Source organism: Spirosoma sp. 209, from assembly GCF_002006735.1.
GTDB lineage: Bacteria > Bacteroidota > Bacteroidia > Cytophagales > Spirosomataceae > Spirosoma > Spirosoma sordidisoli.
Window position 1 is genome coordinate 18,279 of the sequence record NZ_MVEC01000008.1, and the last position, 14,189, is coordinate 32,467.

The 14,189-nt window shown below is 51.9% G+C and carries 14 protein-coding genes; 6 read left to right on the plus strand and 8 right to left on the minus strand.

The window, feature by feature from the left end:
• Positions 1–31 precede the first annotated feature (31 nt).
• Both B1C80_RS14580 and B1C80_RS14585 read left to right on the plus strand, forming a co-directional pair.
• On the plus strand, positions 32–1,225 hold the full coding sequence (locus B1C80_RS14580; protein ID WP_077921925.1) for an Nramp family divalent metal transporter: 1,194 nt from the start codon (positions 32–34) through the stop codon (positions 1,223–1,225).
• A 154-nt stretch (positions 1,226–1,379) separates the two neighbouring features.
• Positions 1,380–2,189, plus strand: a complete 810-nt coding sequence (locus B1C80_RS14585; protein WP_077921926.1) for a hypothetical protein — start codon at positions 1,380–1,382, stop codon at positions 2,187–2,189.
• 6 nt (positions 2,190–2,195) lie between these two features.
• Here B1C80_RS14585 and B1C80_RS14590 read toward each other — a convergent pair whose 3' ends face one another.
• Entirely contained in the window at positions 2,196–2,525 is a 330-nt protein-coding gene (locus B1C80_RS14590) for an enzyme of heme biosynthesis (RefSeq protein ID WP_077921927.1), read from the minus strand.
• Between the two features lie 163 nt (positions 2,526–2,688).
• Here B1C80_RS14590 and B1C80_RS14595 point away from each other — a divergent pair, with 163 nt between their 5' ends.
• From B1C80_RS14595 to B1C80_RS14605, 3 genes are all read left to right on the plus strand, one after another.
• On the plus strand, positions 2,689–3,426 hold the full coding sequence (locus B1C80_RS14595; protein ID WP_077921928.1) for an electron transfer flavoprotein subunit beta/FixA family protein: 738 nt from the start codon (positions 2,689–2,691) through the stop codon (positions 3,424–3,426).
• Between the two features lie 81 nt (positions 3,427–3,507).
• On the plus strand, positions 3,508–4,470 hold the full coding sequence (locus tag B1C80_RS14600) for an electron transfer flavoprotein subunit alpha/FixB family protein (RefSeq protein WP_077921929.1): 963 nt from the start codon (positions 3,508–3,510) through the stop codon (positions 4,468–4,470).
• A gap of 132 nt (positions 4,471–4,602) precedes the next feature.
• The gene (locus B1C80_RS14605; protein ID WP_077921930.1) at positions 4,603–5,202 is read left to right on the plus strand and encodes a bifunctional nuclease family protein; all 600 of its coding nucleotides are present in this window, start codon (positions 4,603–4,605) and stop codon (positions 5,200–5,202) included.
• Positions 5,203–5,264: 62 nt separating this feature from the next.
• Here the strand turns inward: B1C80_RS14605 and B1C80_RS14610 are convergent, their stop codons facing one another.
• Positions 5,265–5,717 carry a PPC domain-containing DNA-binding protein gene (locus B1C80_RS14610; RefSeq protein WP_236648795.1) on the minus strand — a complete coding sequence of 151 codons (453 nt, stop codon included), beginning with the start codon at positions 5,715–5,717 and terminating at the stop codon, positions 5,265–5,267.
• A 72-nt stretch (positions 5,718–5,789) separates the two neighbouring features.
• Here B1C80_RS14610 and B1C80_RS14615 point away from each other — a divergent pair, with 72 nt between their 5' ends.
• The gene (locus tag B1C80_RS14615; protein ID WP_077921931.1) at positions 5,790–6,842 is read left to right on the plus strand and encodes a transglutaminase domain-containing protein; all 1,053 of its coding nucleotides are present in this window, start codon (positions 5,790–5,792) and stop codon (positions 6,840–6,842) included.
• Positions 6,843–6,926: 84 nt separating this feature from the next.
• Here the strand turns inward: B1C80_RS14615 and B1C80_RS14620 are convergent, their stop codons facing one another.
• The 6 genes from B1C80_RS14620 to B1C80_RS14645 form a co-directional block, all read right to left on the minus strand.
• A complete protein-coding gene (locus B1C80_RS14620; protein WP_369822704.1) occupies positions 6,927–8,942 on the minus strand; it encodes a hypothetical protein in 2,016 nt (671 codons plus the stop codon).
• Between the two features lie 646 nt (positions 8,943–9,588).
• The gene (locus B1C80_RS14625; protein WP_161492770.1) at positions 9,589–10,149 is read right to left on the minus strand and encodes a GNAT family N-acetyltransferase; all 561 of its coding nucleotides are present in this window, start codon (positions 10,147–10,149) and stop codon (positions 9,589–9,591) included.
• Positions 10,146–10,907 carry an HpcH/HpaI aldolase/citrate lyase family protein gene (locus B1C80_RS14630; RefSeq protein ID WP_077922054.1) on the minus strand — a complete coding sequence of 254 codons (762 nt, stop codon included), beginning with the start codon at positions 10,905–10,907 and terminating at the stop codon, positions 10,146–10,148. Before B1C80_RS14630 ends, B1C80_RS14625 begins: the two co-directional genes overlap by 4 nt.
• A 327-nt stretch (positions 10,908–11,234) precedes the next feature.
• Positions 11,235–12,830, minus strand: a complete 1,596-nt coding sequence (locus B1C80_RS14635) for a peptide chain release factor 3 (RefSeq protein ID WP_077921933.1) — start codon at positions 12,828–12,830, stop codon at positions 11,235–11,237.
• Between the two features lie 102 nt (positions 12,831–12,932).
• Complete coding sequence (locus B1C80_RS14640) at positions 12,933–13,310, minus strand: DUF423 domain-containing protein (protein WP_077922055.1); 378 nt, start codon at positions 13,308–13,310, stop codon at positions 12,933–12,935.
• A 71-nt stretch (positions 13,311–13,381) separates the two neighbouring features.
• The gene (locus B1C80_RS14645) at positions 13,382–14,038 is read right to left on the minus strand and encodes a YggS family pyridoxal phosphate-dependent enzyme (RefSeq protein WP_077921934.1); all 657 of its coding nucleotides are present in this window, start codon (positions 14,036–14,038) and stop codon (positions 13,382–13,384) included.
• Positions 14,039–14,189 lie beyond the last annotated feature (151 nt).

The following is a 14,189-nucleotide window of genomic DNA, read 5'->3' on the forward strand; positions in this document are numbered from 1 at the left end:
TCGCTGATCACTCCTAACTCATCGCTTTTTTGTGCCTAAATCGCTCTCCTTCCGCGCTGGTCTTGGCAGCGTACTTTTCTGGTCGGTCATCTCGGCGGCCTTTATTGGTCCCGGCACCGTTACCACCTGTGCTATGGCTGGCTCCGGCTTCGGCCTTCGGCTACTCTGGGCACTGACCTTCTCCACCCTCGGTACTATTCTGTTGCAGGAAGCCGCAGCCCGGGTAACCATAGCCTCCGGCCTGAGTCTGGGCGAATTGCTGACGCAAACCTACGGCCCCCGGGTACGCTGGCTGATGACGGTACTGTTTGGGGCCGTCGCGCTGGGTTGCGCAGCTTATCAGGCCGGTAATATTCTGGGGGCTGTATCGGGGCTGGCGCTACTAACGGGTGTGTCGAGTCAGGTGTTAACGGTAGGAGTCGGTATTGTCTGCGTAGCGCTGCTGTGGCAGGGATCGACCCGACTCATTGCTAATTTCCTGGGTCTTATTGTCTTCGCTATGGGGCTCTGCTTCGCCTATGTAGCTGTCAGCGTATCACCCAATACGACAGAATTAACCACTGCCCTTTTCATGCCTGCCTTGCCTGATGGGTCTACAGTACTGGTCATTGGGTTGATCGGCACTACCATTGTTCCCTATAATCTGTTTTTAGGCTCGGGCATAGGACAGGGTCAATCGCTGACCGAAATGCGGTTTGGTATTGCGCTGGCCGTACTGATTGGCGGCTTCATTTCAATGGCGATCCTGGTTTCGGGTATGCTCGTTACGGGTGATTTCTCCTTTCAGACGTTTGAACAGACCTTGTCCGCGCGGCTGGGAAACTGGGCAGGTGCGCTGTTTGGCTTCGGGCTTTTTGCCGCGGGCTTTACGTCGGCCCTGACTGCCCCACTGGCCGCTGCCGTTACCGGTCGGAGTCTGCTGGGCTGGTCTGAGCAATCCGGCCGCTACCGGGCAACCTGGCTTATCGTCATGGCCATAGGGTTGACGTTTGGCCTGCTCGGCGTGAAACCCATTCCGGTAATCATTCTGGCGCAGGCGGCAAACGGCCTGCTGCTTCCGCTGGTAACCGTCTTTTTGTTACTGGCCGTCAATAATAAAACCCTTCTACCGGCTCAATACCGCAACCGGCCCTGGCAGAATGTAGCCATGCTGCTGGTCGTAGTGCTTACTGCTTTTCTGGGTTTACGCAATGTATGGCTGGCTATAGCAGCCGGGCAGTTCTAGCGCAGCTCGCTTACCAGCCCGAACTTCCCTATGCCGGATAATGAATAGATACACAGTCGGTAAAAAAATGGGGATTATCGGATACATAGAAATCCTGCCGCTCATTACCTTTACACATATATCATAAGGCAAATAGCCTCTTACCCTGAAGGTTATGAAAGCATCTATTTACGTTAAATGGAGTTTATTCACGGCCGTTATACTGCAAATACTGAGTGGCTGTGCGCCTACCATAACGACCTACCAGCTGGAACCCGCTTCGGGCGATATTACTACCATCGACGGTCGGCCCGTTACAAAAGCAGAAGATAACGGCATAGGCGTTGTGGCGTCTTTCGAACGCGAAGACCTGGAGTACGCTGTACTGGATATTGAAATCAAGAACCGAACCGACCACCCGATCGACATCAACCCCGCCGATTTTCGGTTTGTTGCGCTCGGTCCGCACCAGGATACCCTGCCCGACCCGCGCGGCAACGGCCTGCCCCTCGCCCGATCTGCCGCCGACCCAACCTATGAAGCCAGTCGGATCGGCATTAAACGCAAGCAGGAAGAAAAACGGCTGAAACGGGCTAAGATCATGAATACCGTACTGCTTGTAGCTGCAGTAGCCTCGGATGTATCGTCCTCTACGAATCGAAACCGAACTTCTTACCGGGAGTGGGTGAATAAGCGGATTACCCATGATTTCATGTACCAGGGAATAGCCGCCAAACGCGCCATCGATTACGGTACCTTCGCCAACCGGATGCAACGCTACGATTATGAAGAATACCGCTGGCGTGAACTGGCCCTTAAAGCCAATACCCTTGGGCCTAACGAGTCGATACGCGGGTTTGTATACCTGCCTAAAGTAGCCTCAGCCAACTATATAGCCCTCAGCTATACCTTGCCCGAACAGGCCATCGTACCGCTGCTCTTCAAACAGGGCTTCGTAACGCAAAAGAAAAAACGTCGGCACTAGCCAAACCTACCACTCGTCGTCGTCATCGTCAAACGCCTGCCGGGCTCGCTGCAGCTCCTGTAACGCCTTCTGGTTATTCTGTACCTCTGCCAGCCTGATTCCTTTTTCGTAGAGTCCGGCCGCCTTATCGCGCTCATCCAACTCGGCGTACAAAGCAGCTGCGTGGTAATACGTTGGCAGATAATCAGGATGATCGCTCAGGAGTTGGTCCAAATAAGTCCGTGCCTGCTCGGGCTGACTGTTCATGTATTCCATAGCCAGCGCATAAACATTGAACGGCTCTCCGGGTTCTTCCTGTACAAATCGAATTAATTGTTGGATACGCTCGTTATTCATTCAGGTAAGAAAATTAGTATGCATGCATACTTTCTATAGGCGTATGATTACTTTTGCGCCGTAAAAGTAATGGTTAGTTTTCCGATGTCTGCTGCCAACCGGCAGAAAGCAGGCTTCAAAAAACCGATCATCAGTCACTATATCAACCAAAACCGCATAGCCAATGAAGATTTTAGTGTGTGTGACGAGTGTGCCCGACACCACCACCAAAATTGCCTTTACGGACAATAACACCAGGCTTAACAAAGCGGGTGTAACGTTCATCACCGGCCCTTACGACGACTACGCACTGGCGCGGGCCGTTGAGCTAAAAGAAAAACTGGGTGCCAGCGTAACGGTCTTAAACGTAGGAGAAGCCGACGCCGAGCCCGTTATTCGTAAATGTCTGGCTATCGGAGCCGACGATGCGATCCGGGTTAATGCCGAACCAACCGACGCTTATTTTGTAGCGGAACAGATTGCGGCTATTGCCAAAGATGCGCAGTACGACCTGATCCTGATGGGCCGCGAGTCGATCGATTACAATGGCGGTCAGGTACACGGTATTGTTGGCGAGATGCTTGGTATTCCGTCTATCTCACCGGTTATGCTGCTGGATATCGCCGGCGACACGGCTCAGATCACCCGCGAAATTGAGGGTGGTAAAGAAGAGCTGGAGGCTAAGCTTCCGCTAGTTCTGGGTTGCCAGGAGCCGATTGCTGAATGGAAGATTCCGAACATGCGTGGTATCATGACCGCCCGCACCAAGCCGCTGAAGATCGTAGAGCCAACCGGCACAGACAAACTGACGGCCGTGGGTAGTTATGAACTCCCCGCTCCCCGTGGCAGCGTGAAAATGATCAAGGCCGAAGAAGCCGAAACCCTGATCCAGCTCCTGCGCACCGAAGCTAAAGTTATTTGATAACATGCTGTTTTCACCTGTCGGTTTTCGGGCCTCGTCCAGTGAACCGCGTATCGAAAACTATAAACCGAAATCTCGTATATGTCTGTTCTCATATTTGCCGAATTAGACGAAGGCAAACTCAAAAAATCTTCACAGGAAGCAATTTTTTACGGCGCTAAAGTCGCCGATATGCTCGGCACATCGGCCACCGCCATCGTGATTGGCCAGGCCGACGACAGCGAGCTGGCTTCGGCCGGTCGTTTTGGCGCCACCAAGGTGCTCCACGCGGCCGACGGTAAGCTTAACGAACCTAACGGCATGGCCTACTCAACCGTTGTTGCGGCCGCAGCCCAGCAGGAAAGCAGTAAAGTAGTTGTACTGGCCAAATCATCACTGGCCGATGCGATGACGGCGCGACTGGCCGGCAAACTTAAGGCGGGCCTGGCGGCCAATGTGATCGAATTACCCGATCTGTCGGCTGGCTTCCGGGTCAAAAGTAGCATCTATACCGGCAAAGCCTTTGCCTACAATGATCTGAAAGCCGACGTAAAAATTCTGGCGATCAAGAAAAACACCATCACGCCGGAAGAAACTGAGGCAACGGCCTCCGTAGAGACGTTTTCGCCCGCCCTGAACGAAAGCGATTTTGTAATCACCGTTAAGAAAACCGAAAAAGCCACTGGCGATGTCCTGCTACCCGAAGCCGATCTGGTTGTGTCGGCTGGTCGCGGTCTGAAAGGTCCCGAAAACTGGGCTATTGTAGAAGACCTGGCCAAGGCGTTGGGAGCCGCAACGGCCTGCTCGAAGCCGGTGTCGGATCTGGACTGGCGCCCTCACCATGAGCACGTTGGTCAGACCGGAATCAAAGTAAGCCCGAATTTGTACATAGCCGCCGGTATTTCAGGCGCTATACAACACCTGGCTGGCGTAAACTCCTCGAAGGTAATTGTTGTTATCAACAAAGACCCCGAGGCTCCGTTCTTCAAGTCGGCCGATTATGGTATCGTTGGCGACGTGTTCGACGTATTACCACGGCTTACGAAGGCAGTGCAGGGGCTGTAACTGATCGGGAGTAGCAACAGAGCCACCCCGATTGTCATATAGATGACTAATTTCATAAATTGGTAAGCAACACAAACGCTTACTTATTGTGCACCAGGTGGCCCTGTTACTACTTTTGATTAAATTCGCGCTGTGGATAAGATTAAGCTGGAAATACTAGGACTATCGCCCAGTCAGTCGCAGTCGGGTTCGTTTGCGCTGGTACTGGGTGAGGAATATGGCAACCGCCGGTTGCCAATCATCATTGGCATGTTTGAGGCCCAGGCCATTGCCATTGAGATTGAAAAAATCGTTCCGAATCGGCCGATGACGCACGACCTGTTCAAGCAGTTTGCGGAGCAGTTTCGGTTTACGGTTCGCGAGATCGTAATTTCTGATTTGCGCGAAGGCATCTTCTTCGCCAAAATCGTCTGTTTCGACGGCGTTCGCGAAACGGTCATCGATGCTCGCCCATCCGACGCTATTGCTATCGGCATTCGGTTCGATGTACCCATCTATACGAACGAGTCGATTCTGTCTGAAGCGGGAATCACCGCAAGTGGCACCGACGAAGAGGAAGAGCAGGAAGAGCTGGTCCGCTCGTCGCCCAACCGGCCCTCGTCACGCTCTTTCGGTGATCAGCTGAAAAACGCGTCGTCGGAAGAATTGCAGAAGATGCTCGAAGAAGCTCTTGGCAACGAGGAATACGAGCGAGCTGCCAAGATTCGTGACGAGATGAGCAAACGCAACTAAATCATTTATTTTCAGCATAAGTATACGCAAAAGCCATTCCTGTCAGGGAGTGGCTTTTGCGCTTATTTCTTCCTGCGTTTTCTTACGACCAGTTCCCGGTACCCAAACGCAGGGTCGGGCTCACGCGTATAGGTGATCTCGGGCATGACGCCTATCAACAATTCGGCAGTGGTGTATATTGTACAGCCATCCAGTAGATGACCACCCAGCGTACGCCCTGTCGAGTCGGATACCGACAGATGGATGTGGCTTCCATTGGCGGAAAGAGTCCCAACCAGCGATACGATTTCGAAGTGTCCATGCCAGGTACTGGGTCCTTCCTGATTGGCCAACCGCAGCGTCACGTCAGTCAGACTGCCCACACAGGTCAGTATAGCCCCCGCCCCGATCCGCTGTTGCTGCACCACATTCTCCAGTTCTTTCTTCAGATCCTGTCCCGGCCTGAGCCGGAATGAATACGTTTGCATGGCCGCCCCAACGGGCGTCGGTTGGGCGTATGTGTTGTCTGGAAGCATAACCAGAAGGGGTAAAATCAGCAATAAAAAAGCCTGCATTGGTGTTATGAAATTAGTGATACTGACTGAGGAATGCGAACATACACAACCTGGTTTCGGCAGAAAATTACCCTGCTGCTCCCCTCTCTGCAAGCCTGTTTCTGCCTGCTTTTCTTCACCGCCTTTTCAGGGCCAAACAAATCGGCGGTGCAACCATCTATATCGACAACCGACATACCGCGCCCATCGAAATTCGTTACCGTCGATTATGGCGTAATTGACGCTTACGCCCGCAAGACACCGGAATCGGCAACCCGAAACCTGAATACGCTCAGCGATTACCTGACAGCACCCGCCCGCAGCGAACTGGCCAAGGCCCGCTCGGTCTACGCCTGGATTACGTCGCATGTGCAGTATGACGAGGATGCCTATAGCGGTCAGCGTTACTCTTCCGAGACCGAGTATGCCGGCCGTGTACTCCGGAGCCGGAAGACCGTCTGTACGGGCTTCGCTCTGCTGTATAAACACCTGCTCAACCGGGCCGGTATTGAGGTCGTGAACGTCAAGGGCTACTCCCGTACCAACGATAGTGAGGCAGGTCAGCCGATTCGCTACATTGATCACGAATGGAACGCGGTCCGACTCGATGGCGATTGGTATCTGGTCGATATTGCCTGGGCACAAACAACAGCAAAAGGTGGTCAGCCAAACGACTTTTATTTCCTCACAGAACCCGTTGCGTTCGGCGCCAACCATTTCCCGGCTGACCAGCGCTGGCAGCTTCTTGACAAGCCATTCAGTAAAGCACAGTTCGACCAGTTTCCCAAGATCTATGATGCCTACTTCAGACTTGGATTCGACGACAACTTTCCCAAAACAGGTCTGATCCGGTCGACCAATGCGGTTACACTCACGCTACAAACCAGCCAGCCCGTTGAGTTCATTTGCTCGCTGGGCCGGCAAAATGGCTCTACCACGAGCCATGTTCCGGCCAGCATCCAGTTAACGGCTGATGGCTATCGGTTAACGGTGCCGATCAAACAGCGCGGTACTCATACGTTGCACGTATATGCCAAGCCCAAAGGTACCCGCACCGAACGCTACAAATCCTACGAAGCTATTTCTGCTTTTACCATAGTCAATTAATAACCTTTTTTCCTTGCGTAGTCAGCACCCAATAAAAAAACCGGAAGCGTTGGCTCCCGGTTTTTTTTAGTTGATACTCTGTGCTTATTCTACACCGAACATTACATCCGAACGACGGCCACTGTTGCCACCCCGGCGACGTGGTGTCTGCTTACGAGGTGCAGGCGGTGCCAGCAGTTTCGTACGCTCAGCGTCGGTCAGCGGTTTCAGATCAGTGATCGAGTAGGTGTTGTCGCTGATGATCGTATTGAAGCTTCCCACCTGCTGCTCAGGCTGACCGTTGATCGGCAGCTTGGTGACAGTGAACACAGCGCGGAAGTACGATACCTGCGGACGAACCCGACGACCTTTGTAGCGAATACCACCGTTGTTTTCGATGTTGCTCTTCTCGGTCTGCAGAGTCGTTGCCAGATTGCCTGGGATGTCGCGGAGATTCAGGATAACCGTGTTGGTGTCGAACTCAACTTCACCCGTAGCCAGACGGCGGTTCAGGCTTCTGTAGAACAAACGGTTTTTCTTGATCGTCTTACCGGTGATCTCACCGTTACAGTAACAGATGCTGGTGAAGTCACGTGAGCCAGGCGTTCTGTAGAATACTTCCAGACGCTCCAGACGGTGACGGAACCGAGACTCTTTGTCGATGGGGACACGTACATTGGCGAAGCTTGTTGTAGCCACTTCGCTCATACACGAACCACACTTGGCCGACTGGCGGCTGTGTACCGTTACATAGTAGAAACCACGGTTCAGTTGACCATTCGTAAAGTACTGAGCGGGGAAAGTCAGCGTAGTATCGGTGGTGTTTTCCAGCTGCGCGATCACCTGATCAGCACCCGGAGCACCCGCTACAACTGAATCGGCACGGTAGTACAGACGAGCGGTAAAGGTTTCGTTCTTCGGATTCGGAGTCGTGCTGCGCCAGCTGATAACCGGAGCGGCTGCCGATGGGTTAACAGGCTGATCCGTGTACGAGAGCGATACGCCTTTGAGCGACTGGCCATTGAACTGAACGTTCAGCTGCGGAATAGAATCGCAGGTTGGGCAGACAGTTGGTGCTTTCGGGATCAACTTCTTCTGAACGAATCCTTTGCGAACGGCGACACCAGCGCTAAAGCCACCGTGTTGACGACGGAACTCCAGCAGTTGATCCTGGATACCATTCACAATGATGTAGTTCAGGCGGGTGAAGAAGCCTTGGCCCTGGATACCGATGTTCCAGTTGTTTCTGCCCACCGGGAAGAAAACGCCCAGCGATCCGATTACACCCGGATGATACAGCCGGTAGCTTGGGTTCACAGTCCGAAGCAGAGCACCACCTTCTACGAACGAAGGAATGTTCGTTGGAAGGGATCCACCCTGCGACGGGATGAAGGCCGCGATCGTTGCGGCTTCGGTACGGAACAGACCTCCCCGTACGCCAGCTTCGATAAAGGTGGTAGCGTCTGGGTTACGACGGCTACGAGCTACGGTGAACGTCAGGACCGGACCAACGGTCAGAAACATGTCTTCTGAAGCCCGCTGGCGAATGGTTACCTGATCCCGGTTAACGCCCCGTGCAGCAGCAAGGCCGTATAGGTAATCCCGGTAAACACCGCGCGTAATGTAATTCTGATAACCCAGTGCAGCGCCAACACCGAACCGCAGACGACGGGTTGCAGGTGTCAGGAAGTAATCGATGTTACCCGTGATGTTGAAGCCGGCACCATTGTACAGGGTGTTGTCACGACGGGTAGGACCAAACGTGTTTTCCCAGGTACCGCAATAGGCAAAGTTGGGACCGGCAAACAGTCCGATTCGCCAGGGCGACAGGCGCCGTACGAGTACAAACGTTTGGAACGTGGTGTCGCAATCGTCAAGCTCTGCCACATCGCTCGCCTGTGCTTTGAAGTCATCCCGACGTAACGTGTCGGTGTAAACTCCTTTGCCTAGTCGGTAGATGTTTTCGCGGGAGTAAGCTCGGTTGGGAGTTGTTGAACTCGGTACGGCGTCCCGACGGACTGTGTCAGCCTCTTGAGCAAGACCGACAGAAGGCATTGCAAAACCTAGCAACACGAGTCCAGCCAGCATCCGCATGGGGTGTTGTTGGATAAATGTTCGCATACTTATTGAGTTAATTTTGACGCAATGTTTCAAACTAAACTGTAATTCTCCCAAACGCGGCTACGGAAACTTAGGGAACGGCCTATCCACTGTTAAGGTGTTTTTTTTTACTTTTTAGCCAATCTGTTATGCCTTAGCCACCTATCGGTTAACCTGACAATTCTTCTTGACTAGTTTCCCAAGTAAAATGTTTTCAAAATTTCAGCATCCCTGCAAGGTACCGTGCCTTTGACAATGCTGCTCCTGTCCGTTTGTAACCCGATTGGGCTTGTGGTTGTTGCCGGATGGGTATGCTTACCATCCGCAAACAGCCCTCCAATGGCGAATTTTGGTGCAATGTTAATGGGTTATTACAAAAGTCAATTCATCTGGCTACTTTTTTTTCATCTTCAGAATAAAGTAACCTTTAAAATCATTCCATTTATGTGAGCCTAACGGCGAGATTTCTGCTCATAACCGCTTCAAAACCCCATTTAGCGACTAGAATCGGTATGTTTTACCGGTCTCTATCTAAAAATTATTTATGGTCAATTATAAGTATTGTGTTGTGATTAAAAAATAAGACCAGGTCGTTTTCATTAATAGTTATGATTTTTCTAGTGTAATTCCAATTTGTTCTTCTATTATGGCTGTAATACTAAACACATTAGTGATTAATGGTCCCTAATTCGTCGGTAATCGCTCGCTTCATCTGAAGCATACGCCGATAATGGGGCTTCATCTGACTGTAAGTAAGGTGGGTTTCGCCGACGGATTTGTAGCCATGTTTTTCATAAAAAGCGATAGCGTTTACATTGCTGTCCATTACGTGTAACCAGGTATAATTCCGGCCATAACGGAGGGCGGTTGCGTGCGCATAATTCATGAGCAGTGTTCCAAGACCTAAGCCGGTAAACTCGTTCAAAAAATAGAGTCGCTCGACCTGCAATCCCCCTGGCTCATTAGCAAGATCGCTGTTGAGTTTCATCTTCATATACCCAACCGGTTTGCCATCTACACACGCATAATAAAACTGAACGTCGGCCTCGGCAATCTCTTTCCTAAGTTGATCTGTATTATAGGTATGTTCCTGATACCAGACCCCGTTATCGTACCATAAATGCTGGTAGTGCTGCGGGTAAATAGTCAGGTACAAAGCTGATAGCTCAGCAGCCTGATCGGCCCGCACCGGCGCACTGATTTCTATATACTCCGTACTGCGATTCACTGACGCCCTTTCATAAATTCGCTGGTGGCCGACTTCAGCAGACCGGCAAATGAGTTCAGACAAAAGAGTACTCCTCTGTCAACAAGTGCCTTAGCCTGGTCACCGGTAGCCGCCGTGGTACCTACAATTAAACCCGCTTTCCTGATTCGATCAACTACGCTGCCAATCGTGCGCTTAACCTCGTCATGTCCGGGCCCGTCGTAATACCCCATGCTCATTGCCAGATCGCGGGGGCCTATCACGAACCCGTCTACTCCTTCTACAGCCAGCAGATCATCGAGATTATTGATAGCTTCGCGGTCTTCAATCTGCGGCAGAACCAAGGTCTGCTCATTCGAAAACTGAACGAACTCTCCCTGATTCATGTCCCCCAGCAGGTAATCTGCCGCCCGAACAGGGGCCACTCCCCGACTGCCCAACGGTGGATATTTTACCGCTTTAACGAGGGCTTCCAGCTCCGCTACGGTACGAACCCCCGGCATCATGATTCCCTGCACTCCAGCGTCCAGGTACTGCCCGATGAGCTTGGCGTCATTGCTTCGCGCCCGGGCCAGGGGCGTAATACCACTCGTTTCGCAGGCACGCACAATGTCCTGAACCTGGGCTGTTGTAACAGGGCTGTGCTCACCGTCGATCATATAGAAATCCAGCCCCGAAAAGCCGCACAGTTCTGCTACGGTTGGATCGGTCGTGTTCGACAGCACACCCAGGACAGGCAGGTTATTTTTGAGTCGGGTTTTAACAATGTTTGGCTTCATGAAGCAGATAAAAGAGATCGGTGACAGATCCGAGAGGCTGGCTATATAGGTAAACTGACAAAGTAAAGGAGTTTTGATGGCTAAACTATCCGCCATCGTCCGGGGCTGGCTAGTTAGTACGGCGTCGAAGTTTGTATATGGCTAACGTGCCCATCGGCCTGCCAGCTACCTTTCAATATAAGAGTGGCTGACAATCAGACCGCCGGAGGGTGCTAAAAGCAGCTGGCCCTGGTTGTGGAGAACGACAGGCCTCAGGGCTAAAAAAGGGCTGATAATTTTCGGATAGAAAACAACCAGCCCTTTTTTTAGCACGCCGTATGACGTCTCTTAAGCAGTCACTTTGAATTCAGACGTCAGGTGGAACTGAATGTCCGGATTGTTTTGCTGATTCATTCGCAGCATCCAGTCAGACTCAGCCAGAAATACAGGGTTCTGGTCCTTATCGTAAGCAATCTGGTTGCCTTTAAGCCGGATAAACTCATTGAGTTTAGCGGAGTTTTCGGCCGTTATCCAGCAAGCCTTGGTATAGTTGAGTGGTACCCAGCGGCATTTGGCACCGTATTCGTTTTCCAGCCGGTACTGAATAACTTCGAACTGAAGTTCTCCAACCGTACCTACAATTTTTCGGTTGCCCAACTCTAGGTTGAACAGCTGCGCAACGCCCTCGTCGGTCAACTGCTGAATACCTTTGTCCAGTTGCTTGGATTTCATAGGATCCAGGTTGACCAGCTCTTTGAAGATCTCGGGTGAGAAGCTGGGAATACCCTGAAATTGCAATTCCTCACCTTCGGTCAGGGTATCCCCTATTTTAAATGTACCCGTATCGTAAAGGCCCACCACGTCGCCGGGGAAACCTTCTTCAACTACGCTTTTGCTATCTGCCATGAAGCTGAACGGACTGGCAAAGCGAACGTTCTTGTCGAGCCGGGTATGGTGGTAAAACTTGCCCCGCTCAAAAACGCCCGAGCAGATACGCAGGAAAGCAATACGATCGCGGTGGCGTGGATCGAGGTTGGCGTGAATTTTAAAAATGAACCCACTGAAATTCTTTTCGTCCGGCAGCACTTCTCGTTTATCGGTAGGCCGGGCAATGGGTTCGGGAGAGATATGGCAGAACCCTTCCAGCAGCTCTTTAACCCCGAAATTGTTGACGGCCGAGCCAAAAAATACGGGAGCCAGCTTGCCGTCCAGATAAGCCTGCCGATCGAACGAGTCGTATACGCCTTCGATCAGTTCTACATCTTCGCGCAATTGAGCGGCATCCCGATCACCCACTTTCTGATCCAGCAGGCTATCGGCGAGTTCGATGGGCAGTACGTCGTCCTCAACCTTTGTTTTGTTAACTTTGAAGAAATATAATTTTTTCTCGATCAGGCTGTATACCCCCTTGAAGTCAGAACCCATGTTCACAGGCCATGTCATTGGCCGCACCCGAATGTTGAGTTTCTCTTCCAGCTCATCGAGCAGATCGAACGGATTACGGCCTTCCCGGTCCAGTTTGTTGATGAAAATAATGACCGGTGTGTCGCGCATCCGGCATACTTCCATCAGCCGTTCTGTTTGCTCCTCTACCCCTTTTACGCAGTCGATAACCAGAATAACGCTATCGACTGCCGTCAGCGTCCGGTAGGTGTCTTCGGCAAAATCTTTGTGACCAGGGGTGTCGAGGATATTTATTTTCAGATTGTTGTATTCAAAGGTCATCACCGACGTAGCAACCGAGATACCCCGCTGCTTTTCGATCTCCATGAAGTCTGACGTAGCCGACTTTTTGATCTTATTAGATTTAACGGCCCCCGCCGTCTGAATAGCTCCGCCAAACAGCAGCAGCTTTTCAGTCAGTGTGGTTTTACCAGCATCCGGGTGGCTTATGATGGCGAACGTCCGCCGACGGGCGGTTTCAGCCTGAACAGTAGTTTGCATTATTCTCAGAATCAGACTACAAAGATACAGAATAGAATGGGGAATGAGTACCGGGCGACCTCAAACGAGGGCAGGTCGTTTGAGGCTCGTTCGGTCATCCGATTACAGGAAAGCCCAGGCCAGCAGCGCCCAGCCCGCAATCATCAAAACCCCGCCAATGGGCGTGATAGCCCCCAGCCAGGTAATGCCGGTTGCGCACAGTACATATAACGAGCCCGAAAAAATTAGCGTTCCGCCCAGAAACGAGTTCCCAGCCCAGCCCAGCCACTTGACCGTGGCCGGATTGCTACCAAAAACGTGCATCAACAGGCCTACCAGTACCAGCGCCAGCGCATGGTAAAACTGGTACTTTACGGCCGTTTCGAAGGTGTCGAGCCGCCCCGAAGCGGTTAGTGTTGCGCGCAGGGCGTGGGCCCCGAAGGCGCCAAGTGCAACGCCCAGTAAGCCCAGTATGGCTCCGGATAAGATAAAGAATTTCATAGGATTAAAGCCGAACGTCCACATTCGGCGCTTGCTTAACGAGTGGTAAAGACAGACGTGGACATCTGAGGTTATCGGCTCCCAAAAATAGCACTGCCGACCCGAACTAAGGTGCTGCCTTCCCCGACCGCAATCCTGTAATCACCGCTCATGCCCATCGACAATTCGCGAAACGCAAGCATGGGTCGCTGTATGGTCGCCAGTTTATCGTAGAGCGTTTTGAGGCCGCGAAACTCCCGCCGAATCTGGTCCTGATCGTCCGTGTTGGTCGCCAGCCCCATTAGTCCTATGATGCGAACGTTTGGCAGCGCATCAAGTTCCGGACTATTCAGTAAAACGTCGGCTTCGTCGGGCAGGAGGCCAAACTTGGTCTCTTCGTCGGCAATATAGATCTGGAGCAGGCACTCGATTACCCGGTTGTACCTGGCGGCCTGTTTGTTTACCTCCTGCAATAACTTTAGGCTATCGATCGAATGAATCAGCGTCACGAACGGAGCTATGTACTTCACCTTGTTGGTTTGCAGGTGTCCGATCAGGTGCCACTCTACATCGGCCGGAAGCTGGGGTTGCTTATCGGCCATTTCCTGCACTCTGTTTTCACCAAACAGGCGGCACCCGGCCTCGTAGGCCTCGGCTAACATACTGACAGGTTTCGTTTTTGTGACCGCAATCAGACGGGCGCGGCCCTGTAAATCAGTTTCTATCTGGCGAATGTTTTCGGCAATCATAGGGGGCTGGCCGTCTGTTTTGTAACAGCCGTTTATTAAGATTGTGCAAAGATAGGTTTGAGAACTACGCAGAAACGCGTAGTTTTTCGCCGTGAACCGTCGAATCGTACAATAAGTGACCCAATCAGTTTGTTTTGGTCAAGAATCAACC